Here is a 24,715-nt window from a genome sequence, read left to right as displayed (position 1 = left end):
GCATCCATTTTTACAACACACTCTTTGATGAAAATGCATCAAGCCATCTAGCATTTGGACAAGCCTATGCAGATAATTTAATTGGCAGTCATGAGATGAGTACAGAAGAAAAAGAAAGAAAAGGCATGAACCACTCCTCGATTCATATAGACTTTATGATTGGGAGCGAGGAGCTGAATGTGTTTGGAGTGACGGAGGGTGGTCTAGTGGAGATGATTATGGAGAGCGGTCGCTGGCGATCTAGAATTTTTCTTCATGATGAGAGGAGCGCTCTTGTTATAAGCAACGCTCCACTTAATAAAACCCACAAAGTCCAATTCGGTAAATAAAAATGGATATTTTATTCTTAAGGGCATTTGAAAGGGTCCAGCTTCTTGCTAAATGAGGTGGTGTCTTGGTAAGGAGCTGCCGCGCTTGGTAGAAGTGAGTTATGTCTTGGAAAAGACCTGTCGTGCTTGGTAGGAGTTCATTTTCCCTTGGTAAATGCCAGCGAGCTTGGAAAAGCAGCGACGCCGCTTGATAAGGAGCCGCCGAGCATGGTAAGAGCGTGACCCCTCCTGGTAAGGAGCTGCCGAGCGTGTTAAGAGCGTGACTCCGCTTGGTAAGGAGCGCCCGAGCTTGGAAAACGCGCAAACCCGCTTGGTAAGGAGCGCCCGAGCTTGGCAAGACCGCGACTCCGCTTAGTAAGGAGCCACCGAGCGTGGTAAGAGCGTGAACCCACTTAGTAATCAGCGCCCAATCTTGGTAACCTGCTCTTCCCCGTGATAACCCCACTCCATCCCACCCCATCAAGCCTTATGTCGACTTCGCAGCGTCCAGATTTTGTATACCATAACACTAGAGGCAAAAATCGTTAAGTAGGTGAGAATAAGCCAACCGAACTCAAGATAAGGAGCGGTTAGTTCTTGAAAGGATTCACTTGTTAGGTACTCTCTGTAATGAATAGCGCTAAGCACAAGTGCGGTCATAAATAGAGCGAAGAGTCCAAGTCCCTGCCATAGTTTGCTTCGGGTTGTGCCGTTTTCTGCTTGATATTGCTGTGCCCAGCCATCTTTTTTATATGGGGATAGCTTATCTAGCCATACTTGGATAAAGGTTAAAAAGTTCACCCATAAATAAATTTCGGTGCTGATCACAAGTCCTCCTAAGAAGATGTCTATGGGTCGGCTCATTGGTGTTTTGAGGGCAAGGACGAAGTTAAGAATAGATGCTAAGGCAACTGGGATGATCCATAGCCATGACCAAACAAACTGATCCGTTGAGATGGCAACTGTTAAGAGAACAAAAAACAGGATTCGAATAAAAAGGTCGATAAAGGTCTTCATTTGCGAGCGCCATAACATTCCGTAGTGTCTGGTTTTGATTTTGATGTCTTTGTTTGTTAATAAATCAACTGTTCCGCCACGCCATTTATTTCGTTGTTGTCGGTACGTATGGTACGACCTCATTGCATCTACAAAACAGCGGGCATCGGGGCTGATAAGGGTTTTCCACTTTAGTTTTTGCAGCTGCCAGGTAAGGAGCATATCTTCAACGTCACTGTCATTTTGCCAAGGTCCATCTAAATTATTTTCATTGACGATATTCTCCAAGGCTTCTGGTCGAAATAAGGTCGCTTGCCCACCAAGTACATACGTGCTTCCCCCATGATATTGTAAGTTTAAGATCCAACTAGCCATGTCCTGTTTTTGCTGGTGGGTCCACCACCGTTGGATTGGACCGCCGTATTTTCCGCTACGAAGCTTTTGTTCATAGTACGGATCATCACGTGTCAGTGCGCTTTTTTTCTGAGGCATCCTCATCGTGTATTTGGCCATGACGCCCCCGATATTTCTAGCGCTCATTAATCCACTCCACATGTGAAGCAGGGAGTGAGGTGCCAATCTACTATCGGCATCCATTCCGAGGATTGCTTTTACAGCAGGCTTGTACTTCTCTTGAAATGGGGTGAGCTTATTTTCGTATAGTTCCATCACATCTCCGTAGATACTCTTCCATGCTGAGTTAAGTGCACCAACCTTACGTTGTTTGTTCCCTTTAGTTTTTATAACGATCACTCGTAAATCCAAATCATGTCCGGCTTTCAGCGCTTCGTCTTCTGTTTTATCTGTACAATTATCTGCGATGACAAATACATCAAGTTCAACATTTGGTGGTAGGTCTTGGTCTGCTAACCCTTCCAAACAATCTCGGATTGAGTTCTCTTCGTTATGTGCTGGAATAAAGGCGACGATTCTTGGTTTTACATACACACGTTTTAGCGCTGAAATATCAATCGATGGATTCATTTTTCCCCTCCGAATATATACAATGACCAACTTCTCAATCATTCTATTTCACTAAATAGAACAAAAGAACTTAAAACAGGTAAAAAGTTTGGTCATTATGAAGAGTCAAAAGATAGAGAGGGGGACAAAGAAGGTTACTTGTCGGTGTATTTTTGTCAGGCATGGTTATATCTATGCAAATCTTAACCTATTATAAATTAAGCATAGAGACTACTGGAGGTGCTATGAATACACTTGAATTTATATCTTCACTCATCCAATCATTAGCCTGGCCACTTGTTGTCTTAGTCATTGTTATCCTTTTAAAGGAGCATGTCATACAGGTGATCTATTCCATTAGAAGAATCTCGTATCGAAATGTTCGTGTAGAGGTAGGAGAGAGATTAAACGAAATGGAATCTGAAACGGAAGCTACGGCCAAAAGCCTGATTGCTGAAAGTGAGGTGAATGTTGAAGCAACAGGGTCTCATAAGCTACGAATTCAAATGGAGGAGATTGCAGCAGCTTCACCCCGTGCCGCCATCCTCTATACATGGTCTGTGACGGAAAAGGAGCTTGAAAAAATGGATGCTTTCCTAAAGATGAAGCTACTTAAAAAGAACAAGGATTCAAAAGCATTGAAGCTGCTCAAACGTCTAAAAGATTTACACAATGATATCGAAACAGGGCCATCTTTAAAAGTATCGCAAACAGAAGCGATACGATATTGTGAGTTGTGTCAGCGTGTGTTGATAAAATTAAATGAAAACACAAAATAAAACACCGCCACTAGACGGTGTTTTATTGTTTAGTTAGTAGCTGCAATACCCCATGGGGAGAATAAACAGTAAGTTAAAATGACCACAATGATGATCAAGGCACTTACCCATTTACTATGCTTCCACGGAGTCATGTCAACCTTAACCTCAGTTTTTGGAAACTCAAATGGTTTGCTTGATTTCTGTAGGCGACTAATTCCCCAAATGAGTAGTAAGTCGACAAAGAATATGACACTAAACACATACAGATAGTGAATGTCGGTAAATAGCTGTGTAGAAGTATAGACAACTAAATGAAAGACAAAGGTAACTTTTGCTGCAAATGGCGTCGCATATCTAGAATAGAATCCTAAAATAATGATCGCTAACAATGGCATACTGTACGCACCGTTAAATTGTTGTACGATGTGGAAGAGTCCCGCTTGCGCAAAAGAGATTAATGGTGCAATAATAGCTGACAATAATCCAATGGTTATAATAAAAGTTTTACCAGCACGCGCAACTTGTTTGTCTGTCACATTCTTTTTTAATGGCTTATAGAAATCCAATGTTAAAAGAGTTGTTGTGGCATTTAATGCACCCACAAATGAGCTGAGAATCGCACCGAAAATGATTGCTGCAAAGATACCGAATGCCCATTCTGGTAGCACAGCGGTGACAAGCATAGGGTACGCATTATCGGATGGATTGACTCCATCGCCAAACATGTTGAATGCAATAATTCCTGGAAATACTAAGAATAAAGCGCCAAAGATTTTAAAGAAACCAACATAAAGTGCGCCTTTTTGACCTTCTTTTAAATTTTTACCGGCTAATACTTTTTGTACAATCATTTGATTGGTACACCAGAAAAATAAGTTATTAAAGAATAAGCCTAAAAAGAGCGTTGGCCAAGGGACCATTTCTGAATCAACAGCACCGAATGAATTGAGTTTCTCAGGTGTGTTTTGTTGAATCGTCTCAAACCCACCAATGAAACTACCATCTCCTAAGACAATCAACCCGAAAATTGGAATGGATAAACCAATAATAAGCAGTCCAATTCCGTAGACCGTATCACTAAAAGCACTTAAACGTAATCCGCCAATTAAGAGATAAAGCAAACCAATAATACCTATCACACCAGAAATAAGTGAGATTGCGATGAGAGGTGAAACGTTCAGTAGCTCATCTACTGAAAAGATCTGATTGAATACAAGTGAACCTGAATAAAGCACAACGGGTAAAAACGAAACAACATACGTAAAGATAAAAAGCAATGAAGCAATCCGCTTCGTTGTTGTATCAAATCTAATTTCAATAAAATCAGTGACTGTATCAACACCGTACTTTAAATACTTTGGTAAAAAGATTAGAGCAAGTGCAACAATGGCAATAGCAGAAGTGACTTCCCACCCCATGACTTCCATACCCGTTTCATAGCTCTGACCATTTTGCCCGACGATTTGTTCCGTCGATAAGTTGGTCATAATGACAGAACCCGCAATTGTTATGCCAGTTAAGCTACGGCCGCCTAAAAACAAGCCCTCTGATGAATCCATATTAACTCCGCGACTTCGTTTATACGCAAAAAGCCAAATAACAATAACGATAACTGCAAATGAAATAATGGATAATAACCCCAATGCTCTTCTCTCCTTTGTGAATGAATGAACTATCTAGTGAATTTCCTTTTTATTAGAGTTTCAAACTATTATTTATCGTTTTGTTTGTGGTAAATGATTCAAATTATAAAAAACACTTATGTAATAGGTGTTTTTTACGAAGGGAAACTTACAAATTCTTAACCCTATCTTTTATGAAGTATCATACCCTTTTTATCCAAATAAATGCCATGTAATGTTAAGATGGAACTAGATAAAAATAAAGGGGATTGAGAAGCAATGGAGTCACTTATATTAATAATTATTGGGATCGCTGTTTTTACCTTACTTATTATTGTTTTAATAAAAGCAGGGAAAGCCAGTGAAGATGGAATGAAGGCGATTGATAAAGCGCGGGAGGATCGTCAGGCTTTAAAGAATACAATTGATGAAATTTCATCAACTCAAACACAAATGCTTGAAGAGGTTAAGCTCATTCGAAAGGGATTAGTACAAGAAGATCATCAAGAGTAAATCAAAGGAGAAAAAGATGTTACAATTATTGCCCTTATATCTTTTTTGGATAGGTTCTTTTGTAAGCTTTGTTTTATTTGTAACAACTGTTACCAAAAGACATCAATACAAATTAACATACAATAAACATATTAAAAGTCAGAAAAAATACCGCCTTGAAATGCTTGTGGCTATTAAAAAGCTTCAACAAACACAAAAAGAATTATCAATTGAGTTAACACGACTAAAAAGAAAGTGACTGTTCAATTTGATCAGTCACTTTCTTTCGACTTCATAGAAGCCTCATATAACAAGTGATAAGCAGTAATGAGATGTAGGGTCCAGCCAATAACAGGTATGATGCCCAAAGCGGAGGTGATGATACCCAGAATATGCCCAGTCCTTGATAGGTGGGCTTTTTTCGATATCTTTAAGCCGATAATATGCATAATTAGCATGATGAGTAATGGAATCCATAGCAACTCAGCAATAAAAACACCACCGAAAACCGGAAATGCGAGACTCGCTTCAGCTATACCTAAAAACCACTTGAATATGATTCCCTTATTGATTGTGCGATCTGTACTCACTAGATCATTCATTAGAAACATTCCTTTTTAGTTGATTAGAGGGAAAGTATATCTAAAAAAAGAAGAATGTGAAAGGAGTAATATAGACATGCGAGGAGCATTTGCTTTTAACGATACAGTCTTATCTGTTCTGGACTTGTTTTTATATTAAATGAAGAGCAGCTACTCATTCCCGAGTGACAAGTGTATAGCGAGCAGATTCAATGGTTATTATTCTCTCTAATCCAAGAATTGGCTTGCTCTTTCTCATTCTTGGATTAGAAGAGACTTTACGAGTAAACGAAAAAGCTGTTCTGGTTAAAGATGAGGAATTACTTAGTCAAATGGAGGTAAGGGGAAAGGTACCTGTTTTGGCTATTGGTGTAAAGGTGGAAGAATGCTTCATTCACCGTGCCAAAGCATTTAGACGATCTAAATTGTGGGACCCAACTTCTTGGGTTAATTAAAACGAGTGACCCTCTGCTTCCAAGATCTTGCATGCTTACGCAAAGCTGCAAGATACTAGCTTGGAACAAGTGGAAGATCTACTGAAAAAAGCTATAGAAAAAATGTACTCATCGTTACTTTGAAATAGACCAAACCTGTTCAACTGACCAAATATGAGTCGCAGCATTTTCCTGGTTTTTTTCGTTGGCTACGGCTTTTGCCTCTTGAAGAGTGGTGAAGGTTTTCTCTGACAAGTTATTATGCGTTCTATGCAATGACTTTGTGTGTTTGATGGTTGTACATACGATTCTATACATGAAGCACCTCTTTTCATTAATTGGCCAATCGTTTTTTCTAAAAAAGAGTGAACAGGCAGTCACCTATTCACTCAGTATCGTTTGTTCTAACCGTCCATTGATAGCCAGGACGAGCATTGTTGTTCAGCTGCTTCGCGAGCATTTCTGCATCAACGAATTCCAAAAAGGATTTATCCAAATGACTGTTTGAAGCCTTTAAAGTTTTCGTTTCACCGTTAAATGTACGAATGACTGTGTACAAACGGATCAACTCCTTTAGTGATTGGCTTGCTGTCTATCTTCATTATCTCATACTTTCAGCTAAATAGATACAGAGTACGAGAGGTTTATGCAGGGGACCATTCCCATTACTCAATTCGGACGAGTATCCCATTCAATATCATCCCTTTCAACAAGTGAGTTAATGGTAGCTAAGTGATGGGTCTCACTGACGATTCGATATTGATTAAAAAATTGATGATTCATTTTTAAATTGATTACCTCTGTAGAAAATAACCGGTCCTCTAATTGATTTGTTGTCGTAATCGAGACCCTATGTGTGTGATTATCTATGGTCTCATTCTCCTCTTTTAATTCAATTGATGAGAGGTCGCTTAGGATATGAGCAATGATTGATTCATCTTCAATGGACGTTGTTCTACTATCTAAATTGGAATCGATTGTAATATCTATTTTTTGAATGGTTGATTCCTCGTTGATCTGATCCAAGTATAACTCATCAAAGCTTGTGTACTTTGTATTATTTATGAGTATGAATAGACCAATACCAAGTATAGAGAAGATTATGAGTATATAGATGATTCGCTTAGACATAATGACACCTCTCAATACGTGCTTTTTGGATATAATATCCTTAATTTAGAATGTGAAACATTAATAGGGTGATGAGGTGAGAGTGGGAACTAATAGGACGGGAGAAAGAGGTAATGAGCCAAAGAGTGAACCTAACAGGCCAGGAGAGGAGGTAACGAGCCAAAAGAGAGAGCTAACAGGCCAGGGGAGAGGGTAACGAGCCAAAAGAGAGAGGTAACAGGCCAGGAGAGGTGGTAACGAGCCAAAAGAGAGAGGTAACAGGCCAGGAGAGGAGGTAACGAGCCAAAAGAGAGAGCTAACAGGCCAGGGGAGAGGGTAACAAGCCAAAAGAGAGAGCTAACAGGCCAGGAGAGGTGGTAACAAGCCAAAGCTGAGAGGTAACAGGCCAGGAGAGGAGGTAACGAGCCAAAAGAGAGAGCTAACAGGCCAGGAGAGAGGGTAACGAGCCAAGACAGAGACGATAACAACCCAGAAGGAGTCTCATATACCATCAACTATTTTTGTCATACATATCAATTTTATAAACCAATACCTGTAAAATGTTTGACATTGTATATAATGGTTATATACAATATAAACAAAGATCACATTAGCGAGGTTAATATGAATATTAATTTATCCAACTCATCTCAAGAACCGATTTATTTACAGATAAAGAATCAAATCAAACAAAGTATTTTACGAGATGAACTGAAAGAGGGAGATCCGTTGCCATCTATGCGGCGTCTCGCGCAAGATCTTCGCATTAGTGTCATCACTACAAAGCGAGCGTATGAGGAGTTAGAGCGCGATGGGTTCATCACATCCTTTGTCGGAAAGGGTTCTTTTGTCGCAGGTCACAACAATGACCTGATTCACGAGAAACGACTGAAGATGGTAGAGGAAGAGCTAGCTGCCATTGTCACAGAGAGTAAGAATTTAAATATTTCCTATCAACAGCTAGAGGAATTGTTGCGGATGCTTTATGAGGAGGAAGAGTAGTGGAGGATGTGATCACACTTCAAAATGTAAACAAAGCATACAAAGAGTTTGCATTAAAAGATCTATCATTTTCAGTGAAGAAGGGATTTATCACTGGTTTTATTGGTCCAAATGGAGCCGGGAAAACCACAACGATCAAATTAATGTTGAACCTTCTTGAAGCAGATTCAGGATCAATCAAAGTGTTTGGCGATGATTATTCGACTCAGATGAATAAGATTAAGCAACGAATTGGCTTTATTTATGCAGATCATCATCTGTATGGGCACATGACAATAGAAAAGATGAAGAAAGTGATTGCTACGTTTTATACAAATTGGGATGACCAGGTCTTTGCATCGTATATGGAGCGATTAGAGTTGCCGTGGAAGCGGAAAATTAACCAACTGTCAAAGGGCATGGGGACCAAGCTTTCTATTGCCATAGCTCTGTCCCATCATGCAGACTTAATCATTTTAGATGAGCCGACATCTGGATTGGACCCTATAAGTAGAAGAGAGATCCTGAATTTATTAGCCGAAGTGATTCAAGATGAAGAAAAGGCCATCTTCTTTTCTTCACATATTACAAGCGACTTGGAGCAGATCGCCGATTACATTACCTTTATTCATGACGGTAAAATTGTGTTTAGTGACAGTAAAGAAACCATCACAGACCAGCACTACCTTGTTCGTGGTGCAAATGAATTGCTAGATAAGGATATTCGTACGCTCTTTGTTCAGGTCAGAGAAACATCAGTGGGTTTTGAAGGACTAACCAATCAGGCAGAACTCGTTAAACGATTAATGGGTGAGCACGTTGTCATGGAGCGCGCGTCACTTGAGGACATTATGGTATATACGGTGGGAAAACCTTAGGAGGAGGAGTATGAGTGGAAGAAATCGTTTCATGGTTGAAAAGGTGTATATGGTCCATCTTATTATTTAGTGGAGTATATTTAGTTCTCTTTTTAATTGATCAATCGTCGTGGAATCCAACGGGGTGGAGTGATAAAGTATTTCAACGAATTCAATCAATTGTACCCGAGACTTGGTTTGTTGATCAGTTTGCCTTTTTCTCATCGTATGAATTCAACTTCTTAATTACAGTTCTAGGGATAGGCGCGGTAGTGGGCATCATATGGGACTTTTATTCTTATGTATTGCTAGATAAAGAAGGAGGAACAGAACAATGACAAGCATACTCGAGGTTAATCAACTACAAAAAACGTACGTTGATTCTAGTTTTGGATTAAAGGATGTCTCCTTTACAATCCCATATGGCTCCATTGTAGGATTTATTGGTGAAAATGGAGCAGGAAAATCAACAACAATGGGATCGATTTTAGGAACACTTCAAAAAGACAGTGGCACCATCAAAATCTTTGGGGAAGAAAGAAATCCTAAAGATGTGCACATTAACGAAGATATTGGAGCAGTCTTTGACACAATAAAACTACCTGGTGGTTTAACCGTGGCAAAGATGGATCGGGTGTTTCAGCAGATTTATGCGAATTGGAGTAAAGAAACTTACTTCAAGTTGATCCAACTATTCTCATTGCCAAAGAATAAACTAGTCAGTAGCTTCTCGCGCGGAATGTCTATGAAACTATCCGTTGCAGTTGCCCTTTCTCATGAGGCAAAGCTATTAATTTTAGATGAAGCAACGGTTGGCCTTGATCCAGGCGGAAGAGAGGACGTACTGACGGTCCTGCGAGACTTTGTAAAGGATCAAAAATGTAGTATTTTGTTATCCTCTCATATTACGAGTGACATCGAGCAAATTGCCGATAGTCTAATTTTCATAAAAGGCGGAGAAATCCTGTTGCAAGCGACTAAGGAAGAGATACTAGGTAACTATGGAATTGTCCAATGTGATCCTATCGAATATCGGAATATTCCGTCAAATATCAGAGTGGCTACACGAGGAAATGATGCATTCTTTGATGTTCTTGTCTCAAATAAAGAAGAGTTGCCATCCTCACTGAAATCGAAAAGATTCTCTATCGATGATGTGACATTATTAATTATGAGAGGTGAACGAGTATGAAAGGTTTAATATTAAATCAATATTATTCGGTGGAAAAGTCGATATGGGGCTATGCTATTTTGGGTTTTATATTATCTATGGTTTTAGTATTTTTTGAAAACCCTGCCTTCCAACGAGTTGCAGCATTTTTCCCTGTGGCGTTTATGGCGTCTGTTGCTCTAGAGGTACTTCAACAAGAAGCGAAATCTGGATGGAGTAAATATGTATTGACCTTACCAGTGAAACGAGAGCGTGTGGTACAAACTCATTATTTATTTTTCGGAATGATTACTTTTTTAGGCCTGCTTATCACATGCATCACCTATCTATTAGCGCAGCTTCTTTTTGGTATTGAGCTTAGCATAAGTTATGTCTATTCATTAATGAATATCTTAGGAATTACTTTTACAATGGGTTTTATCTCCTATCCATTAACGTATATACTAGGAACTGAAAAAGCAGGAGTTGTAGCCATGACTGGTTTTGGAGCTGGTATTGGACTCTTTTTTCTAAGCGCTTTGATATTTGAACTCCTACCAGTTAAAGCATTTCAAGGTATGAATCTCGATCTACTCTTCTCACTAAGCTTCATGACCATAAACTTTATTCTCTTTATTATCTCTTATATTGTCTCTATTCAAGTCTATAAACGAAAAGAATTTTAAGATTCTAAGATTGAGGTGATCCGCATGTCCAAGTCTATTTTTTTAAGAAAGCTTAAGCCTGAAGATCTTAGTAGTATATTTAAATCTCTTGATAATGAAGAAATTCTCTATATGACCGGAACCAAAAAAACCATCACGTTTGATCAGGTGCAAAAGCATTATGAAACATGCGAAGAGGACGACACGCGTTATGACTTTGCTATCTGTCTGTCTAAGAACGACGAACTCATCGGTGATTTAGCGATAGTCGATATTGAGAAAGATAACCACAAAGCAGTATTCAGAATCTCCTTGCATAGAACCGATATCGCAGGTAAAGGCTACGGAACGGAAGCCGTCAAACAAGCTGTCGCGTTTGCCTTTGAAGAGCTGAAGCTAAACCGATTGCAGCTTGAAGTCTACTCTCACAACCTTCGAGGTTACCGCGCCTATAAAAAAGCCGGTTTTACTGAAGAAGGTAGACTTAGGCAATCACTCTATATAAACGGGCAGTACTCAGATGAGATTATCATGTCGGTGCTGCGAGAGGATTATGAGGCGGTGCGGAATTAAAGAGTTGAAGGTCTAGCAATCTGAAAACACAGAAAAGCAGTAGACGACAGATATCTACTGCTTTTTGTTATGAATAATTAATAGTGGCTGTTTCCCTTTGTTCCAGGCCACTTTCGGGCGGGTCGCTTTGAACCAATGCCAGCAGAGGATAAAGATTATAACAAGATCTACAGCGTCTCCACCATAATACATAATCTGACTGCCAATTCTAGCTTGTTCATCCGGAACGCCGTTAGGAGGAGTCGCATAGAGGTACTTTGATAAAATACCATGAGCGGCAAGTGCCAATATGAGGACAGCTGAGGAGAATGATTATGAAGCTACTATTTCTATCGCACCCAGTACAGAATCTAAAGAAGTCACTGGATTTTTACCGTGATACTCTTGGTTTTGAAGAGGCTTGGAGGGAAGGGGATCATACGGTTTCATTAAAGCTGCCAGAAACGGAAGTACAGTTAATGCTGGAGGTTGGCGAAGACAGCTTAACCGCAGGAGGAGTATTTTTGGTTGAGAGTGTGGATGAATTTTATGATCAGAATAAAGAAAAATTAGACTTCATCCGGACCCCAATCGATATTCCGCCTGGAAGATATACTATTTTTCAAGACACCTCTAAAAATATAGTAAGATTAATCGACTTCTCAAACGAGTCGTACAACAACTAACATGTATACTTTCGACGACTCGCTACATTTACACGTAGGGTATTATGAAGATGGTAAGGATCTTGAAGGGATTTTTTTCAAGGTATTAGGGGAACCGAAATGGTGTTTGTTCTTTGACCAAGATTTCTATCAGCTTAAAGTTAATGGTACTTATTCATATGACTCATCCTTTGGACTACTCGTGGATACGATTTCCACATTAAATGAAGAACTAACGTATGAGCGCGGGTGTTTGCTGTTTAGAAGGTTTCTAGAATATGAGAAATTGATAGATACGTCGATTGAAGACTGATGTGGGTCAATGAATGCGCGGGAAAGGAGCAGAGGTGCGCGGAAACAGGGACGTGATGCGCGAGAATCCTGAAAAGTGCGCGAAACTAGACACGCGCAGCTCATAAATTTTATAAATGCTCAAAAATACCCCTGCAATGCTCAAAAACACTGAAAGTACTCAAGCTCTACATACTAGACGGAGGGAAATAAATGACCTGCCCATTCTGCACAATCAAAGAACCACTTCTTGAAAACGACTTGGCACTTTGTTTTTTTGATACGTATCCGGTGAATCGGGGACATCTTTTAATTATTCCAAGGCGACACGTGGATGATTATTTTGGTTTATCTCTAGAGGAGAAGGCGGCGATGGACGAGTTAATGATTAAAGGGAAAGTATACATAGATCAGCACTTTAAGCCGGATGCTTTTAATATTGGAGCAAATTGTGGTGAGGAAGCTGGGCAAACCATTTTCCATTGTCATATCCACCTCATTCCGCGGTACTCTGGTGATGTAGAAAAGCCAAGAGGTGGGGTTCGGGGAGTGATTCCTGGTAAGCAATCTTATTAAGTTTATCTTATTATTTTTAAAAGACCAGGCCAATCGCTATAACTTAAATATGATGCGACTACAAATTTTCTTATAGCGTTCCATAAATAGACCAATTATCCTTCCATATTAGCCATATAATATTTTTGTTCCCCATGATCATCTACAATTACGACACCGTTTCCGTATGTGTTGTTTTCGCGTGCACTACTCTCTTCTACCTCATAAATGATTGCCCCTACTGATAATTTATTTGCCATCCCATCCTTATACTTATAATGATCATCAACGGCTTGTTCTGTGATTTCTCCAATCTTTTCACCTTTAATTAGAGTTAATTCATCAATCCAATCAATATTAGCCTCGTATATCACGCCTCTGAACATAAAAATATCAGCATCTGGGTTTTTCGTTATGATCTCTTCAACTGTTGGTGGACTAACTGAATTATCATTTTCAATCGAACAACCTACTAATATAAAAGAAATAACCAGTAAAAAAAAGAATACTAACTTTTTCTTATCCAAATGATTACCGCCTCTCTTTTACCCTTACATTTTTATTCTCCGCTGCCACTACACATGACACAGCTTAGGATTTTTTAATACCCAAACACCAACGAAAGATGAATCGCATATTGAAAAATAAATGGAATCGCAACGAATGATATAAGCAAAATCCAAACCCGTCGTAGCCGCAAATTTAGCCACCAAGAAAAAGCAATAATAAGCATCACAAGCAGGACCAGAATGTATAGAACCCCATAATTCCTTTCTGTATCAGGTGCAGCTACAGAGAATTCAGCTCCTACCATAATGACAGTAATAGCTAATAGATAGAGGCAGTGAATGAAGATGGTGAAAAATTTAAACATAGCAAGACGCTCCTTCTCAAAGCTCTCTCTTAAATAATTCATTTTTGTTAGAATCTAAAAATGTTAGTTCGAAAATGTCTTGTTCTAGATCAACCCAGGTAATGAAATAATAAGGTTCGTCGTCATCTTCAATAGGCTTGATATAGGATTGGCCTTCTTTTTGATCGTAATAGGAGACATACGCGATATCCATGTCTTCTGCAAGTGTTTTGGGAATGTGCGCTCCAATTAATGTTTGATATTGTCCTCTGAGTAAAAAGGCGGAAACATCTTCATCTTCCTTTGGAACTGTTATGAAGGATTGATCCTTCAGTGTATATTCGAGCATTCCTATTTCTTTTTGATCTCCTGTTTCAAAAAAAGCAATGACAGCAGGTGAGCCTTCTTGTGCCGGTATATTCATCAAGATGCAATAATCTGGTGATGTGGCAATTTCGTTTGTGAAAGTCTCATTAATTTTGTCATAATCCGAGGCTGTTTGGGCTGAATAGTAACCATACACAGTAATAGCCGATAGAAATACAATTAAAAACATAATCAAATGTCTTGTTTTCATAGTCGCTCCTTTAATTAAAACATTATAGCAGTATTATACTATGAAAATTCCATATAGTGGAGAACGTATTTTTAAAACGTTTAAATTAAGAGAAACGGGGAAATTTAAGTAAACGTTTGTTTAATTTACTCAAGAGGGTGGATACATCATGTTATATTTACTTGCGATTCTCTTACCGCCAGTTGCTGTTTTGCTTGTAGGAAAACCATTTCAAGCAGTGCTAAACTTTATTTTAACCTTGTGCTTTTGGGTCCCAGGAGCCATTCATGCTTGTTTAGTTGTTGCGGATAAGAAAGCCGATCAGAGGGCGAAGAAATATGGAAGTCATAGATAAGTGAATTTGCAGCGGCAGAGTAGTGTCGCTGTTTTTTTGTGTATTATTTTCCAGTTGAATAAAGAACATATGTTCGGTTATACTACTTATTATAAGGTGGGATAACGGATGATCAGAGAAGACATGTATCCATTAGTGAATCGGTTTATTGTGTGTTCAACAGCACGTAATGTCATTGAGAGGCATCTAAGGAAGTTGCCAACGGAGCGGTTGAGAATGATGTCTTATGAGCTTGGCAAGGAATTGCATGAGTTAAAGAAGGAGATGCATAAGCATCAAGTGAAGCTTGCAAAGGTGCCGTCATCGAGTACAGATTTCTATGGGTACACGCTCTATCACAAGGGTTGGCGTTCTGAACATCAAGTGTTAAAAGCAATCATCCAGCGAGAGGTTGAAGAGGTTCTGGATGATTTAAAGAAAAAAACGGTGAAGAACTGAACTAAAGTGAACTGCTTAAGTTTTTTCTGTGTCTATGTAAAAAGATGTTTATATTTGTTTCAAAAAGGATAAGGAAATAAGTCCTGTTGGAAAATTTATGTGAAATCATACTCAGTCCTCATGCAATGATTACCTGGAACAGGCAGAATAAGAAGAGAGACTTAAATGGAAGGGAGTGGAAGGGTGAGGCAATATCAGGATGCTTATGATTTAGAGCGATTTTCTAAATCAGAGGAAGAGTTTGAATCTTTTTATGATCAGGATCTGCATCATTTAGCAGAAGAACTAGAGGCAGAGAGAAAAGACCTAATCCGTTCTCATCGAAGGCCTTATTTCATTTTAATGTTACTTACTGTGGCAGCTACTGCGTATATCTATTTCTTTGCTGAACTAAAAAATCTACTTGCGATACCTGGAGTATGGATCGCCTATTATTTGTTTGTTGGTCATAGGCGGGAAATGCAGTTCAAAGAGACGGAAGCAGAGCTGAAGGAACGAATAAAAGAAGAGCTGCTCACAAAGATTATTTATTTTATGAATGAACATTTTACGTATAAGCCTACTCATTATATTCGGGCGAAGCATTTTGTTGATGCCCACATTTTTGCTGACGAGTTTGATTATTATTCAGGTGATGATTTTGTTGAAGGTTATGTGGGAGAAGGGGAAGAGCGAACGAAGGTTTACTTCTCTGAGGTGACAGCAGATAAGCTTGTTACCTATGAGCATCGCAGGCGAGTGACACGTTGGCGAGAAGCCGCTTTTCAAGGGTTGTTTTTTATGGCAGACTTCAATAAAGACTTTGAAGGGTTAACCACAATTGTGCCAAAAGAAAAGAGAAAAAGCTGGATTTCGCGCTTTTTTACGAAACGTGATGAAGGCATATTAAGAGAAATGGAAACGATGGATATTGAATTTGATAAGACGTTTACAGTAAAAACAACGGATGAAATCAAAGCAAGATACATTTTGACACCCGCACTAAAACAACGCTTGATGGAATTTGCGAAGCATCAACGATCAAACAAATCCAATGCAAAGTACCGCAAAAAAGAAGCCACTAGACAAAGCCTGGAACAGATGGACAGACATCCGGTTCCAAAGAAATATACCAAACCACTTAAGAGAGCCAAAAGCTACTTTTCCTTTTTAGATGGGAAAATGTATTTTATGCTTCATACTAACCAGTCCCATTTTGAATCCCATATTCATCAAAAGGTAAATAAGAAGATGTTTGTGGAGTATTACAAGGATATTAATCGGGCGATGCAACTCGTGGATGACATGAACTTGAACCTTAGAATTTGGAATAAATGAAACATTATGTTCAGAAGAATCGTAAAAGGAGGAGATCATGAGCACTCAAGAATACCAAGATGCCTATATGCTGGAACGTTTCTCAAAATCACCAGAGGAGTTTGATACCTTTTATGATAATGAGCTCAAGCAGGTGGTTGAGGAGCTCGAGGCTGAGAGGTTAAAGCTAGTTGATCCATTTAAGAAGCTCGTCAAAACATATTGGATTCCAGTTTTGATTGCAGCTATTGCGATCGCAATTATTGATTTTTCGTATTTATTTTTAATTTTATTTGGCCTATTTATCTTTGCTCCTGTATTAAAGAAAAACTACAAAGAGTTTAATCAAAAAAGAGATGAGCTGGCTGTCCGATTAAAAAAAGAGGTACTTGCAAGGACGGTTAGGTTCATGCACCCGACATTTACCTATATGCCAAATCATGCGGTTAGTCGTCAGGAATTTATCGATGCTCATATTTTTGCTGATGAGTTTTCTACATACAAAGGCGATGACTATATGACAGGTGCAATTGGAGATGACGAGCAGAGTACAAAGGTTCAATTGTCAGAGGTTTCAGCAGAGAGAGTAATGGTCTCAAGAGATCGGGAAGGCAACGTGACACGTAAGGCCTATTCGGTGTTTCAAGGATTATTTTTTGTCGCTGATTTTAATAAGGACTTTCAGGGGCTGACAACGGTTGTGCCTAAAGAAAAAGAGAAAAGCTTTTTGGCTCAGTTGTTTACAAAAGAAGATGAGGCTGTGCTGAGACCAGTTGAGACGATGGATTTGACCTTTGATGAAACCTTTACAGTAAAGTCCTCAGACGAGATCAAGGCTCGTTATATTCTAACGCCCGCATTTATGAAAAGGCTATTAGATTTCTCGCAGAAACAAAGAAAAAATAAGGTAAATCAAGGCGCTGTTACTATGGATACGTTAAAGGATAGCGTTGACATGCTGGTTAACCGTAACCGAAGTCGGATAACCACTGAAAAGGCGTTTATTGTACCCTTAGAGCATGCCAAAAGTTACTTTTCCTTTCTTGATGGCAAAATGTACTTCATGCTTCACACAGGAAGAAAACACTTTGAATTTGCTTTGCACCAACCAATCGACAAGGAGTTATTCACGGAGTACTACGAGGATATTAACCGAGCAATGGAATTAGTTGATGAATTAAACTTAAATCTACGAATCTGGAATAAAGAATAGAGAAGGAGAGATGAGTATGGGTACGGTACTTTTAGTTTTAGTCGGAATTTTAGTCGTTGCAATGGTTAGTGTTGCCATTGTCTATTACAATAAACTTCAACGTTACAACATACATGTTGATAATGTGTTTGCAAATTTGGATGCCATCTTAATGCGCCGTGTGGACGAACTCTCAAAATTAGTTGATATGACACGACAGCATGTAGAGGATGAAAATGAAATCCTCCAAGGAGTCATCGGCTTAAGACAGCAGGTTATTGATGCAACAAATGTAGATGAAAAGGTAAAAGCGCACAACAATATGAACCGCCAATTGCCGGGTGTGATGCTGCAAGTGGAAAGATACCCAGAAATTAAATTTAGTGAGGCGTATAAACATCTGCAACGCGCAATTACTAATATTGAAGAGAATATTCAAGCAGGACGTCATTCTTATAATCAGTCAGTAGGACGTTTTAATGCAGAAGTATCAACCTTCCCAGGTAACATCTTTGCTGAATCTTCCGCTTTGGCCCACGACAAATGTTCGAAGCACCAGCAGAGAAGCGTGAAGACGTTGATCTACGTGCCATGTTTAATCGATAATTTTTGTTCGTATTTGGAAAAATATAGATTATAATATAAGAAAAATGATGAGCAGGTGCAGGATATGGTAGTAGTAATAGTCGTCATAGCATTTTTTATTGTCTTTTATATTAGTTCAAACAATATCGAGAAAAGCTTAAAGCGAATGGAAGATCAAAACGAGCAGATTATCAAGTTGCTAAAAGAAAAGCAAGAAAACGTTTGAGACGCAGAGGGTTGCGTCTCTTTTTTGTTAGGCTTACGAATCAATAACAAAATCGAATGAAAATTCCCTGTCACCCTCAGCTTCATTAAGGATAAAATCAATAAGGACAACCTCTTGGGTAACACCGGAGTGGGTAAAAAATGATTCTCTTTTTACGTCGAGTTTCCAGGTGTTTTGAAAGTAGAAAATGGAAAGTGACGAATCTTCTCGAGACAGTATAAGTCTGTCTGGCTCGATTTTAATATGCTCAGCTAGGCTGACAAAGCGTTCTACAATCGGTTCTGGTGAATGTAGAGAGAAAGAATCAACCAATTTAACTGTGCCATGCTCGAGATTGAGTCTCCATTCCCGGGTGAATGACTTTAATGAATCAAGTGAATATGCGTTTGTTAGATCCAATATGAGTCGTTTTTCATCACTCTGTTTGTTAAAGGCATGAACACTTGCAGAGGCATGAAGCTCTGCTTTTTGCAGACGTCCACCAATCATTGGGACAGAATGACCGTGGGAACCATTGGTAAGCATCTCATAACGAGTTTCACCAAAATAGGCCTTAGAATAGTGGCCAGCACCTAGATCTGAGAGCATTGAAATACCGTCAACAAATATCATAAAGTGTCCTAAATCATTATGGTTATGAGGTTCATCATTATGACCACCTTTAGCCGTAAAACCGATCAGCTTGTTTTTGTAAGTGGCAGTTGCAAGCAATAATTGTGCTTCTGGAAAAAAGCTTTCATGAGCTGGCCAGTCTTTTCCTTCTTTTGTCACATCAAACCAAATAAGATCACGTATAGCTGGTGCAAATCGATAACACGGATCCTGCCCATAAGATGCGCATAGATCTGTACGGGGAAGATGAACGTCAGGGTATCTAGCATGGAGATAGTGGCTAAGTCCTAGCATAGGGGAAGCATTCTCCACGGCATCGGAGAAGTTAGCGACTGTACCTTTCCCCATAAATACTTTCTGTTGAAACTGAGCGGCTCGCTCTATTTTTGGTTTCTTTATTAAATCGATCTCACCACGGGTACGTTTTTTGAGAAGGTCTGCAAAGTAGATATAGTAGCCAAATCCATATTGCCAATAATGGTAGCCCTCCTGACACACTCCTTCATTTGTTAGTCCTTGTTCGAAGTAAGCAACACTTTGAATACACTGTGTAAGAATCTCCATGAGTCTCTCGTTAGAATCAACAAGATAGATGGCACAAGCACCAATTGACCCTGCACAAACAGCTGACCAATTGTGCCTCGCCTGCTTCCACCCATGCTCAAAGGCTAAAAATGGCTGTAGTACGCGCCTATCAATTTCATAACGGATCCTCTGCTTTATGAGAGAAGGCATACGATCTTGATGCATACTATAAATTTCGGCAAGAGAGAAGGCAGTTTCAGCGGCAAACAAATCGATTTGCTTATAGGCATCAGGATCTTTTTCTGATAGATTAAAAGCAGAGTCGAGATTTAGATGAGCAGGCAGACACCAAGTCCATTCCTCACAAATGGCCCAGAGTATATTCTCTAGGTGAGATTGGTAGGTTTGGTTGGTTGGGTTCAAATATAAAAGGATAGCAAAAGCATTGAGTCTTCTGCGTCGAGAAAAGTAAGGCTGTTGATAAGCATCTCGTTCTCCGTTATGTAGATAAGCTTCAAAAGATGTGTAATCAAGTGTAGGAATAGACTCATTCATGAGTGTATCTGCATCCTCTGATAATGCCCTAATCCACTTTTGCAAATGAGGCGATTGATTTATTTTGCGTTGAGCGCGTTCGCTTGTCATTGGAAGCCCTTGACTATCTGTGAATAAAGGGTCTGTAAGGGTCAGATTCATTTTGTTTCTCCTCCTTTGATTATTGTAGAGCTACCTTCATGTATAAATTGTAGCACTTTTTGTTTTTGTAAGGGGTTACAATAAAGTAAATCTGGTATAGGACGGTGAAAGAATGACAAAACACAACTCATCTTCGCAGAAAGAAAAAATCGAGTTTGAGAACATTCTATTGAATCTTGTGAATCCCGCACTCGCTGAATTTGAGTCAGGAAATGCGGGTATTCGTCTTGGCGAAACGGGAACCTCCCATGATTCCAAGACAGCGGAAATGGAAGGATTTTCACGACTTTTATGGGGAGTGGCACCATTGCTGGCAGGGGGGAGAGAAACGTCCGTCATTGATTCTTTGCTTGAAGGAATAAAAAATGGTACAAATCCAACGCATCCAGACTATTGGGGTGAGCTATCTGATTACAATCAGATGCTTGTTGAGATGTCGGTGTATGGCTATGCCCTCTGTTTGATACCAGATCAGCTTTGGGGCAATCTTACGTCTGATGAACAGGAAAATCTAGTTTCTTGGTTATCACAAAGCAGTAAATACAAATGCCATGATTGTAATTGGTTGTTCTTTCCGGTCCTTGTTCAGTTAGGCTTAAAGCAAGTTGGTGCTCCATACAGTCAAGAAACGATAGAACATTCGTTGGACAGGATAGAGGCGTTTTATATAGGAGGAGGATGGTATGCAGATGGAGAAGATGCTCATCGTGACTACTATGTTCCTTTTGCCATTCATTTCTACAGCTTGTTTTATGCCAAAATGATGGAGGATGAGGACCCTGAGCGGGCTAGATTATACAAAGAGCGAGCCGCATTATTTGCTCAGGATTTTATTTATTGGTTTGACGATAATGGCTCAGCTGTTCCATTTGGTCGAAGTATGACCTACCGATTTGCGCAGGCCGCGTTTTGGGGTGCGGTCGTTTTTGCTGAGGTAGACGTTGCGCCTTACTCGCTAGGGCAGGTTAAAGGTATTCTGTTTCGCCACATTCGCCAATGGATGGACCTACCGATTTTTGATTCTAGAGGTGTACTCACGATTGGATATGCTTATCCAAATCTGTGTGTGTCGGAAAACTACAATTCACCAGGCTCTCCCTATTGGGCACTAAAAACCTTTTTATTTCTTGCTTTAGCGGAAGACCATGCTTTTTGGGAAGCTACGGAGCAGGATATGCCAGCACTAGCCGATGTCTCCTTACAGGCTGAAGCGAATAAAGTACTAGCTCGTCACAATGGGCACGCAGCCATTTTTAATGCAGGACACAATAGGACCAACGATCACACCCACACCTCAGCTAAATACGAGAAGTTTGTCTATTCTAGCCACTTCGGCTATAGTGTGCCTCGTGCAGAATGGGGATTGGAGCAGGGAGCCTTTGATTCGATGCTTGCTTTAAGCGAACAAGATCATCTGTATAGAGTCAAACGCGAGTCAAAACAACTCACACTCTCTGAATCTATGATTCACATGGTTTGGCAACCTTGGAAGGATGTATTGATAGAAACGTGGCTTATCCCAACACTTCCAGGGCACCTTAGAGTGCATCGAATCCAAACAGAAAGGCATCTATCAGCTGCAGAAGGGGGCTTTGCTGTTGGACTTGGTGATCATCAGAGTATAAACTCCGCAGAAGATCAAGCCGTTTATTCAGATGATGGAGGAACTAGTGCGATTAAATTACTATATGGCGAAGGAAAAGCAAAATTGATTGTTCCGAATGCCAATACGAATGTGATGAAGCCACGAACGTGCATCCCAACAGTCGTTTCAGAGTTTGAACCAGGCACACATATCCAAGCTGCGATTGTATATGGATCGACTGACAAGAGTTATGAGGAAGATTGGGCTTCTAGCTATTCTTTAAGGGAGACAGATGGAGTTCTTGTCTTTTACCGAAAGGGAGAGGCGAAACCGTGTTTAGAAATTCTAGTAGAATAGAGCGAGATTTCCCAAGCGGTATAAGATCATGAATCTGCACGTGCTCTTTTGCCTTTTTAACAATAAGAAGCTCGACACCCATCATGGATGTCGAGCTTTTTGTTGCTCTTAAGAAGATCTAAACTGCACGTACTGTGTATTGGCGGTAATAAAGAGACCACTTCTAAGCTCATACATCTTTGAGCCATTCACAAACAGCTCACGAACAACGGTAAACACCTCATCTCGGCTGACAGTCTGATAGCGAGCATTCCAATCTGGACGATTGTAAACCCAAAGCGAAGAGGCCAACACTCGAACTGTTCCAATTGAATCAGTCACACCACTACCAATCTCATTGATAAAGCTGTCCCAAACACTTAACAGGTTAGCTTGGGCAGTTTTTTCCGGTCCAGTGTTGGTGGCTGACAACACGGGAGAGCGGTATATCTAATTGGTTCATCATACTGCGAACAAGCTCAATCCCTCGTGCTCGAGTAGCAGCAAAGTTTCCATCACTGTTCACGCATAGCTCAATTCCAATTGATTGTCTGTTACCGTTGGAACCGGAGTGCCAGCCAAGTTCATTTGTAGGAAGGTGTTGATAAATCACTGTGTCATCAACAGTATAGTGCCAAGAGACTTGGCGATTTTGTGCGTCTGCCCCTTTTACATAGCGGGCGTGCATTTCTGCATTCGCTCCGTGATTGGTGTTCGCTGTCTCGTGCACGGTGATGTAAGTGGGATTCAGGCTTGTCCCAGGTCGGTTCGAGTTACTCATAGGAATAAAATCTTGGATAATGTTCATGTTAGTTGTCCTCCTCATTTTTTGTTTCTAGCTTTCTTGTCAGGTCTTCAATGGCCAAAGTCTGTGCGGCGATTTGCTTTTCAAACCGAAGTAGTAAATACACGGCAACGGCACTTGGAAATCCAACGTTAGCCAGCAGCATCGTCCATTCAGGCATTGCTCCCATTTTTTTCACCCCTTTAAGAGAAGCTACTGTATAAAGAGACCCTACCTCACAAAAAATCAACTTTTTTCCCAAGAAAATAAGAACACACATTCGCTTATTCTATGTATAATGGGAACATAAGTTCTTATTAATTATTAAATAACGTTGTTTATTGATGACTCTTCGTCTCTTTAAAGAGAAAGGAGGTATGTACGATGAAGATTTCAAAGCAACGTTCATATAAGGACTGTCTAGCCTATCAAGAATATCTAAAGAAACACGAAGAATCCTTTAAGAATCCCGTTATAAAAGCTTTTCTTGAAGAAGAATCGCATATGGAACAGTTGGCAGAAAGCATCATAGAGCCTACAAAGCAGAATATAAACGTTGTAAATGAGAGCTTTCAAACGTTTTATATGGAGCTTCGACTAGTGAAATACCTCTCGCAATTAATCCATTTTTATTCGATTGATGTAAGCAAACGATACAGAAGACATTTTTCTAGGCATTCGTATGTGATGGATCAGCCGCTCTCATCTGATAACTCGCTCTATCTTCATGATGTGCTTGAGTCAAGCGAACCAAGTACGGAATCACTCGTGACCGAGATGGGACAGAATTTAGAGGAGCTGATCGAGAATCCAACGCTATATGCACAGTTTCTCACTCTCTCGGACAAGCAAAAGCGGGTATTGAACCTACTATATATAGAGGGATTAAGTCATAAAGCAATTGCTAAAAAGCTTGGCAGCACACCACAAAACATTTCTCAAATCACAAGTAGAGCCTTAGCTAAACTGAGAGAAGCCACACCGCAGGAGGATAATATTGATTAAAAACAACAAGACTATTAGGCAAGAGGCACTGATTAGAAAAATGGAACCCAAGATCAAAAAAAGTGTACGAGATATCCCATGGCAGTATCGAGAAGACGTTGAACAAGAAATTAAGATTAAGGTGATGGAATCTATTGAAAAGGTAAACACATACGACGTCCCAACATTCTTTGAATATACAAAAAAAGAAAAGAACAAAAAGAGCAGGGAACAACAAATAAAAGGCGAATAATAAGGGAAATCTATCAACGAAAGAAGGGTGAGTCATGACAGTTAATGCTAAACAAATCTTTGTAAATCTGCCCATTAAGAACCTGCAGAAATCAAAAGCATTTTTCTCGGAAGTTGGTTTTACATTTAACGAGCAATTTGAAGATGAGACCACAACCTGCATGGTCATTAATGAAACCATTTATGTCATGCTGATGGAAGAAGCAAAGTATACCGCCTTTACAAAAAAGGAAATTGCAAATACCGATACACATTCAGAAGCCATTGTGGCACTCTCACTTGGTAGCCGAGAAGAAGTGGATGAAGTTGTGAATCGAGCCTTTGCGGCCGGCGCAGGAAAATATAACGAACCACAAGACCACGGCTTCATGTATGGCTTGGAGCTTTGCTGATCTGGATGGGCACCTATGGGAGTTTTTCCATATGGACTTAGTTGCTGCAGAAAAAGCAGCCAAGC

At 39.8% G+C, this 24,715-nt stretch carries 37 protein-coding genes and 1 pseudogene; 24 read left to right on the top strand and 14 right to left on the bottom strand.

Translation table 11 applies throughout. The features are described 5' to 3' along the window. Positions 1-329 (top strand): aminopeptidase (locus tag NDM98_RS23365; RefSeq protein ID WP_251611967.1); only part of this gene is annotated, 329 nt, incomplete at its 5' end. Between the two features lie 459 nt (positions 330-788). On the opposite strand, the gene NDM98_RS23360 is transcribed toward NDM98_RS23365, so the two are convergent. Next, positions 789-2,288, bottom strand: coding sequence for a glycosyltransferase family 2 protein (locus NDM98_RS23360; RefSeq protein WP_251611964.1), 1,500 nt, complete (start codon positions 2,286-2,288; stop codon positions 789-791). Between the two features lie 224 nt (positions 2,289-2,512). On the opposite strand from NDM98_RS23360, the gene NDM98_RS23355 reads away from it, so the two are divergent. Beyond that, entirely contained in the window at positions 2,513-3,046 is a 534-nt protein-coding gene (locus NDM98_RS23355; protein WP_251611961.1) for a hypothetical protein, read from the top strand. 29 nt (positions 3,047-3,075) lie between these two features. Here NDM98_RS23355 and NDM98_RS23350 read toward each other — a convergent pair whose 3' ends face one another. Continuing rightward, positions 3,076-4,671, bottom strand: coding sequence for a solute:sodium symporter family transporter (locus NDM98_RS23350; RefSeq protein ID WP_251611957.1), 1,596 nt, complete (start codon positions 4,669-4,671; stop codon positions 3,076-3,078). A gap of 258 nt (positions 4,672-4,929) precedes the next feature. Between NDM98_RS23350 and NDM98_RS23345 the strand changes: the two genes are divergently transcribed. Together NDM98_RS23345 and NDM98_RS23340 are read left to right on the top strand one after the other, a co-directional pair. Continuing rightward, the gene (locus NDM98_RS23345; RefSeq protein ID WP_251611954.1) at positions 4,930-5,163 is read left to right on the top strand and encodes a hypothetical protein; all 234 of its coding nucleotides are present in this window, start codon (positions 4,930-4,932) and stop codon (positions 5,161-5,163) included. A gap of 16 nt (positions 5,164-5,179) precedes the next feature. After that, positions 5,180-5,401, top strand: coding sequence for a hypothetical protein (locus NDM98_RS23340; RefSeq protein ID WP_251611951.1), 222 nt, complete (start codon positions 5,180-5,182; stop codon positions 5,399-5,401). A 13-nt stretch (positions 5,402-5,414) separates the two neighbouring features. On the opposite strand, the gene NDM98_RS23335 is transcribed toward NDM98_RS23340, so the two are convergent. Further along, positions 5,415-5,744 carry a hypothetical protein gene (locus tag NDM98_RS23335; protein WP_251611948.1) on the bottom strand — a complete coding sequence of 110 codons (330 nt, stop codon included), beginning with the start codon at positions 5,742-5,744 and terminating at the stop codon, positions 5,415-5,417. Between the two features lie 191 nt (positions 5,745-5,935). Here NDM98_RS23335 and NDM98_RS23330 point away from each other — a divergent pair, with 191 nt between their 5' ends. After that, complete coding sequence (locus tag NDM98_RS23330; protein WP_251611943.1) at positions 5,936-6,178, top strand: hypothetical protein; 243 nt, start codon at positions 5,936-5,938, stop codon at positions 6,176-6,178. Between the two features lie 114 nt (positions 6,179-6,292). Here the strand turns inward: NDM98_RS23330 and NDM98_RS23325 are convergent, their stop codons facing one another. The 3 genes from NDM98_RS23325 to NDM98_RS23315 all read right to left on the bottom strand — a co-directional run bounded on the left by NDM98_RS23325 (position 6,293) and on the right by NDM98_RS23315 (position 7,288). After that, positions 6,293-6,475: a hypothetical protein gene (locus NDM98_RS23325; RefSeq protein ID WP_251611941.1), complete on the bottom strand. Its 183-nt coding sequence runs from the start codon at positions 6,473-6,475 to the stop codon at positions 6,293-6,295. Between the two features lie 67 nt (positions 6,476-6,542). Beyond that, positions 6,543-6,716, bottom strand: coding sequence for a hypothetical protein (locus NDM98_RS23320; protein WP_251611940.1), 174 nt, complete (start codon positions 6,714-6,716; stop codon positions 6,543-6,545). A 110-nt stretch (positions 6,717-6,826) separates the two neighbouring features. Next, positions 6,827-7,288, bottom strand: coding sequence for a hypothetical protein (locus tag NDM98_RS23315; protein WP_251611938.1), 462 nt, complete (start codon positions 7,286-7,288; stop codon positions 6,827-6,829). A gap of 603 nt (positions 7,289-7,891) precedes the next feature. Between NDM98_RS23315 and NDM98_RS23310 the strand changes: the two genes are divergently transcribed. Genes NDM98_RS23310 through NDM98_RS23285 form a run of 6 tightly spaced genes read left to right on the top strand, consistent with a single transcriptional unit; the run spans position 7,892 to position 11,493 of the window. Next, the gene (locus NDM98_RS23310) at positions 7,892-8,269 is read left to right on the top strand and encodes a GntR family transcriptional regulator (protein ID WP_251611936.1); all 378 of its coding nucleotides are present in this window, start codon (positions 7,892-7,894) and stop codon (positions 8,267-8,269) included. Next, positions 8,269-9,126: an ABC transporter ATP-binding protein gene (locus tag NDM98_RS23305; protein ID WP_506324410.1), complete on the top strand. Its 858-nt coding sequence runs from the start codon at positions 8,269-8,271 to the stop codon at positions 9,124-9,126. The genes NDM98_RS23310 and NDM98_RS23305 overlap by 1 nt, the downstream gene beginning before the upstream one ends. Positions 9,127-9,140: 14 nt before the next feature. Then, positions 9,141-9,443: a YfzA family protein gene (locus NDM98_RS23300; RefSeq protein ID WP_251611935.1), complete on the top strand. Its 303-nt coding sequence runs from the start codon at positions 9,141-9,143 to the stop codon at positions 9,441-9,443. Next, positions 9,440-10,297 carry an ABC transporter ATP-binding protein gene (locus tag NDM98_RS23295; RefSeq protein ID WP_251611932.1) on the top strand — a complete coding sequence of 286 codons (858 nt, stop codon included), beginning with the start codon at positions 9,440-9,442 and terminating at the stop codon, positions 10,295-10,297. The genes NDM98_RS23300 and NDM98_RS23295 overlap by 4 nt, the downstream gene beginning before the upstream one ends. Continuing rightward, entirely contained in the window at positions 10,294-10,941 is a 648-nt protein-coding gene (locus NDM98_RS23290; protein WP_251611930.1) for an ABC-2 transporter permease, read from the top strand. Before NDM98_RS23295 ends, NDM98_RS23290 begins: the two co-directional genes overlap by 4 nt. A 24-nt stretch (positions 10,942-10,965) precedes the next feature. Continuing rightward, positions 10,966-11,493, top strand: coding sequence for a GNAT family N-acetyltransferase (locus NDM98_RS23285; protein ID WP_285804138.1), 528 nt, complete (start codon positions 10,966-10,968; stop codon positions 11,491-11,493). A gap of 54 nt (positions 11,494-11,547) precedes the next feature. Here NDM98_RS23285 and NDM98_RS23280 read toward each other — a convergent pair whose 3' ends face one another. Beyond that, positions 11,548-11,781, bottom strand: coding sequence for a cytochrome c oxidase assembly protein (locus tag NDM98_RS23280; RefSeq protein WP_307728951.1), 234 nt, complete (start codon positions 11,779-11,781; stop codon positions 11,548-11,550). Between the two features lie 26 nt (positions 11,782-11,807). Here NDM98_RS23280 and NDM98_RS23275 point away from each other — a divergent pair, with 26 nt between their 5' ends. The 3 genes from NDM98_RS23275 (at position 11,808) to NDM98_RS23265 (ending at position 13,004) form a co-directional block, all read left to right on the top strand. After that, positions 11,808-12,158, top strand: a complete 351-nt coding sequence (locus tag NDM98_RS23275) for a VOC family protein (protein WP_251611928.1) — start codon at positions 11,808-11,810, stop codon at positions 12,156-12,158. Between the two features lies 1 nt (position 12,159). Then, positions 12,160-12,450: a DUF3986 family protein gene (locus NDM98_RS23270; protein ID WP_251611926.1), complete on the top strand. Its 291-nt coding sequence runs from the start codon at positions 12,160-12,162 to the stop codon at positions 12,448-12,450. Between the two features lie 191 nt (positions 12,451-12,641). After that, a complete protein-coding gene (locus NDM98_RS23265; protein WP_251611923.1) occupies positions 12,642-13,004 on the top strand; it encodes an HIT family protein in 363 nt (120 codons plus the stop codon). A 95-nt stretch (positions 13,005-13,099) separates the two neighbouring features. Here the strand turns inward: NDM98_RS23265 and NDM98_RS23260 are convergent, their stop codons facing one another. From NDM98_RS23260 to NDM98_RS23250, 3 genes are all read right to left on the bottom strand, one after another. Further along, the gene (locus tag NDM98_RS23260) at positions 13,100-13,510 is read right to left on the bottom strand and encodes a hypothetical protein (protein WP_251611921.1); all 411 of its coding nucleotides are present in this window, start codon (positions 13,508-13,510) and stop codon (positions 13,100-13,102) included. Between the two features lie 74 nt (positions 13,511-13,584). After that, positions 13,585-13,857, bottom strand: coding sequence for a hypothetical protein (locus tag NDM98_RS23255; protein WP_251611919.1), 273 nt, complete (start codon positions 13,855-13,857; stop codon positions 13,585-13,587). 16 nt (positions 13,858-13,873) lie between these two features. After that, complete coding sequence (locus tag NDM98_RS23250; RefSeq protein WP_251611917.1) at positions 13,874-14,413, bottom strand: hypothetical protein; 540 nt, start codon at positions 14,411-14,413, stop codon at positions 13,874-13,876. 148 nt (positions 14,414-14,561) lie between these two features. Here NDM98_RS23250 and NDM98_RS23245 point away from each other — a divergent pair, with 148 nt between their 5' ends. The 6 genes from NDM98_RS23245 to NDM98_RS23220 all read left to right on the top strand — a co-directional run bounded on the left by NDM98_RS23245 (position 14,562) and on the right by NDM98_RS23220 (position 18,484). Further along, positions 14,562-14,747 (top strand): YqaE/Pmp3 family membrane protein, encoded by a 186-nt coding sequence (locus NDM98_RS23245; RefSeq protein WP_251611915.1) that lies wholly within the window; start codon positions 14,562-14,564, stop codon positions 14,745-14,747. A gap of 108 nt (positions 14,748-14,855) precedes the next feature. After that, on the top strand, positions 14,856-15,185 hold the full coding sequence (locus tag NDM98_RS23240) for a YhjD family protein (RefSeq protein ID WP_251611913.1): 330 nt from the start codon (positions 14,856-14,858) through the stop codon (positions 15,183-15,185). 183 nt (positions 15,186-15,368) lie between these two features. Then, a complete protein-coding gene (locus tag NDM98_RS23235) occupies positions 15,369-16,502 on the top strand; it encodes a DUF3137 domain-containing protein (protein ID WP_251611911.1) in 1,134 nt (377 codons plus the stop codon). A gap of 37 nt (positions 16,503-16,539) precedes the next feature. Then, on the top strand, positions 16,540-17,694 hold the full coding sequence (locus tag NDM98_RS23230; RefSeq protein WP_251611910.1) for a DUF3137 domain-containing protein: 1,155 nt from the start codon (positions 16,540-16,542) through the stop codon (positions 17,692-17,694). A gap of 16 nt (positions 17,695-17,710) precedes the next feature. Next, complete coding sequence (locus tag NDM98_RS23225) at positions 17,711-18,313, top strand: LemA family protein (protein ID WP_251611909.1); 603 nt, start codon at positions 17,711-17,713, stop codon at positions 18,311-18,313. Between the two features lie 30 nt (positions 18,314-18,343). Next, positions 18,344-18,484, top strand: a complete 141-nt coding sequence (locus tag NDM98_RS23220) for a hypothetical protein (RefSeq protein ID WP_251611908.1) — start codon at positions 18,344-18,346, stop codon at positions 18,482-18,484. A 33-nt stretch (positions 18,485-18,517) separates the two neighbouring features. Here NDM98_RS23220 and NDM98_RS23215 read toward each other — a convergent pair whose 3' ends face one another. Further along, positions 18,518-20,317, bottom strand: a complete 1,800-nt coding sequence (locus tag NDM98_RS23215) for a heparinase II/III domain-containing protein (RefSeq protein ID WP_251611907.1) — start codon at positions 20,315-20,317, stop codon at positions 18,518-18,520. A 112-nt stretch (positions 20,318-20,429) separates the two neighbouring features. Here NDM98_RS23215 and NDM98_RS23210 point away from each other — a divergent pair, with 112 nt between their 5' ends. After that, positions 20,430-22,259, top strand: coding sequence for a DUF2264 domain-containing protein (locus NDM98_RS23210; protein WP_251611906.1), 1,830 nt, complete (start codon positions 20,430-20,432; stop codon positions 22,257-22,259). 108 nt (positions 22,260-22,367) lie between these two features. Here NDM98_RS23210 and NDM98_RS23205 read toward each other — a convergent pair whose 3' ends face one another. From NDM98_RS23205 to NDM98_RS23195, 3 genes are read right to left on the bottom strand one after another with little or no spacing between them, the layout of a single operon-like run. Continuing rightward, complete coding sequence (locus NDM98_RS23205; protein WP_251611905.1) at positions 22,368-22,580, bottom strand: DUF5776 domain-containing protein; 213 nt, start codon at positions 22,578-22,580, stop codon at positions 22,368-22,370. Between the two features lie 46 nt (positions 22,581-22,626). Beyond that, positions 22,627-23,046, bottom strand: a complete 420-nt coding sequence (locus NDM98_RS23200; RefSeq protein ID WP_251611902.1) for a peptidoglycan recognition protein family protein — start codon at positions 23,044-23,046, stop codon at positions 22,627-22,629. 1 nt (position 23,047) lies between these two features. Further along, complete coding sequence (locus NDM98_RS23195; protein ID WP_251611900.1) at positions 23,048-23,212, bottom strand: YvrJ family protein; 165 nt, start codon at positions 23,210-23,212, stop codon at positions 23,048-23,050. Between the two features lie 194 nt (positions 23,213-23,406). On the opposite strand from NDM98_RS23195, the gene NDM98_RS23190 reads away from it, so the two are divergent. The 3 genes and pseudogenes from NDM98_RS23190 to NDM98_RS23180 form a co-directional block, all read left to right on the top strand. Continuing rightward, positions 23,407-24,027 (top strand): sigma-70 family RNA polymerase sigma factor, encoded by a 621-nt coding sequence (locus NDM98_RS23190; RefSeq protein WP_251611898.1) that lies wholly within the window; start codon positions 23,407-23,409, stop codon positions 24,025-24,027. Then, positions 24,020-24,259 carry a hypothetical protein gene (locus NDM98_RS23185; protein ID WP_251611896.1) on the top strand — a complete coding sequence of 80 codons (240 nt, stop codon included), beginning with the start codon at positions 24,020-24,022 and terminating at the stop codon, positions 24,257-24,259. Before NDM98_RS23190 ends, NDM98_RS23185 begins: the two co-directional genes overlap by 8 nt. Before the next feature lie 34 nt (positions 24,260-24,293). Continuing rightward, positions 24,294-24,715: pseudogene (locus NDM98_RS23180) on the top strand (VOC family protein); the annotation flags it as partial.

Source organism: Alkalicoccobacillus plakortidis (assembly GCF_023703085.1).
GTDB lineage: Bacteria > Bacillota > Bacilli > Bacillales > Bacillaceae_D > Alkalicoccobacillus > Alkalicoccobacillus plakortidis.
This window is presented reverse-complemented; position numbering and strand designations above follow the sequence as displayed.

Excerpts from the sequence above, each read along its gene's own strand:
- NDM98_RS23275 (WP_251611928.1), top strand. The coding sequence starts at position 11,808 with ATGAAGCTACTATTTCTATCGCACCCAGTACAGAATCTAAAGAAGTCA.
- NDM98_RS23335 (WP_251611948.1), bottom strand. The coding sequence starts at position 5,744 with ATGAATGATCTAGTGAGTACAGATCGCACAATCAATAAGGGAATCATA.
- NDM98_RS23325 (WP_251611941.1), bottom strand. The coding sequence starts at position 6,475 with ATGTATAGAATCGTATGTACAACCATCAAACACACAAAGTCATTGCAT.
- NDM98_RS23315 (WP_251611938.1), bottom strand. The coding sequence starts at position 7,288 with ATGTCTAAGCGAATCATCTATATACTCATAATCTTCTCTATACTTGGT.
- NDM98_RS23190 (WP_251611898.1), top strand. The coding sequence starts at position 23,407 with ATGAAGATTTCAAAGCAACGTTCATATAAGGACTGTCTAGCCTATCAA.
- NDM98_RS23245 (WP_251611915.1), top strand. The coding sequence starts at position 14,562 with ATGTTATATTTACTTGCGATTCTCTTACCGCCAGTTGCTGTTTTGCTT.
- NDM98_RS23250 (WP_251611917.1), bottom strand. The coding sequence starts at position 14,413 with ATGAAAACAAGACATTTGATTATGTTTTTAATTGTATTTCTATCGGCT.
- NDM98_RS23255 (WP_251611919.1), bottom strand. The coding sequence starts at position 13,857 with ATGTTTAAATTTTTCACCATCTTCATTCACTGCCTCTATCTATTAGCT.
- NDM98_RS23215 (WP_251611907.1), bottom strand. The coding sequence starts at position 20,317 with ATGAATCTGACCCTTACAGACCCTTTATTCACAGATAGTCAAGGGCTT.
- NDM98_RS23210 (WP_251611906.1), top strand. The coding sequence starts at position 20,430 with ATGACAAAACACAACTCATCTTCGCAGAAAGAAAAAATCGAGTTTGAG.
- NDM98_RS23330 (WP_251611943.1), top strand. The coding sequence starts at position 5,936 with ATGGTTATTATTCTCTCTAATCCAAGAATTGGCTTGCTCTTTCTCATT.
- NDM98_RS23230 (WP_251611910.1), top strand. The coding sequence starts at position 16,540 with ATGAGCACTCAAGAATACCAAGATGCCTATATGCTGGAACGTTTCTCA.
- NDM98_RS23200 (WP_251611902.1), bottom strand. The coding sequence starts at position 23,046 with ATGAACATTATCCAAGATTTTATTCCTATGAGTAACTCGAACCGACCT.
- NDM98_RS23340 (WP_251611951.1), top strand. The coding sequence starts at position 5,180 with ATGTTACAATTATTGCCCTTATATCTTTTTTGGATAGGTTCTTTTGTA.
- NDM98_RS23270 (WP_251611926.1), top strand. The coding sequence starts at position 12,160 with ATGTATACTTTCGACGACTCGCTACATTTACACGTAGGGTATTATGAA.
- NDM98_RS23195 (WP_251611900.1), bottom strand. The coding sequence starts at position 23,212 with ATGGGAGCAATGCCTGAATGGACGATGCTGCTGGCTAACGTTGGATTT.
- NDM98_RS23240 (WP_251611913.1), top strand. The coding sequence starts at position 14,856 with ATGATCAGAGAAGACATGTATCCATTAGTGAATCGGTTTATTGTGTGT.
- NDM98_RS23265 (WP_251611923.1), top strand. The coding sequence starts at position 12,642 with ATGACCTGCCCATTCTGCACAATCAAAGAACCACTTCTTGAAAACGAC.
- NDM98_RS23225 (WP_251611909.1), top strand. The coding sequence starts at position 17,711 with ATGGGTACGGTACTTTTAGTTTTAGTCGGAATTTTAGTCGTTGCAATG.
- NDM98_RS23345 (WP_251611954.1), top strand. The coding sequence starts at position 4,930 with ATGGAGTCACTTATATTAATAATTATTGGGATCGCTGTTTTTACCTTA.
- NDM98_RS23355 (WP_251611961.1), top strand. The coding sequence starts at position 2,513 with ATGAATACACTTGAATTTATATCTTCACTCATCCAATCATTAGCCTGG.
- NDM98_RS23295 (WP_251611932.1), top strand. The coding sequence starts at position 9,440 with ATGACAAGCATACTCGAGGTTAATCAACTACAAAAAACGTACGTTGAT.
- NDM98_RS23290 (WP_251611930.1), top strand. The coding sequence starts at position 10,294 with ATGAAAGGTTTAATATTAAATCAATATTATTCGGTGGAAAAGTCGATA.
- NDM98_RS23285 (WP_285804138.1), top strand. The coding sequence starts at position 10,966 with ATGTCCAAGTCTATTTTTTTAAGAAAGCTTAAGCCTGAAGATCTTAGT.
- NDM98_RS23360 (WP_251611964.1), bottom strand. The coding sequence starts at position 2,288 with ATGAATCCATCGATTGATATTTCAGCGCTAAAACGTGTGTATGTAAAA.
- NDM98_RS23220 (WP_251611908.1), top strand. The coding sequence starts at position 18,344 with ATGGTAGTAGTAATAGTCGTCATAGCATTTTTTATTGTCTTTTATATT.
- NDM98_RS23310 (WP_251611936.1), top strand. The coding sequence starts at position 7,892 with ATGAATATTAATTTATCCAACTCATCTCAAGAACCGATTTATTTACAG.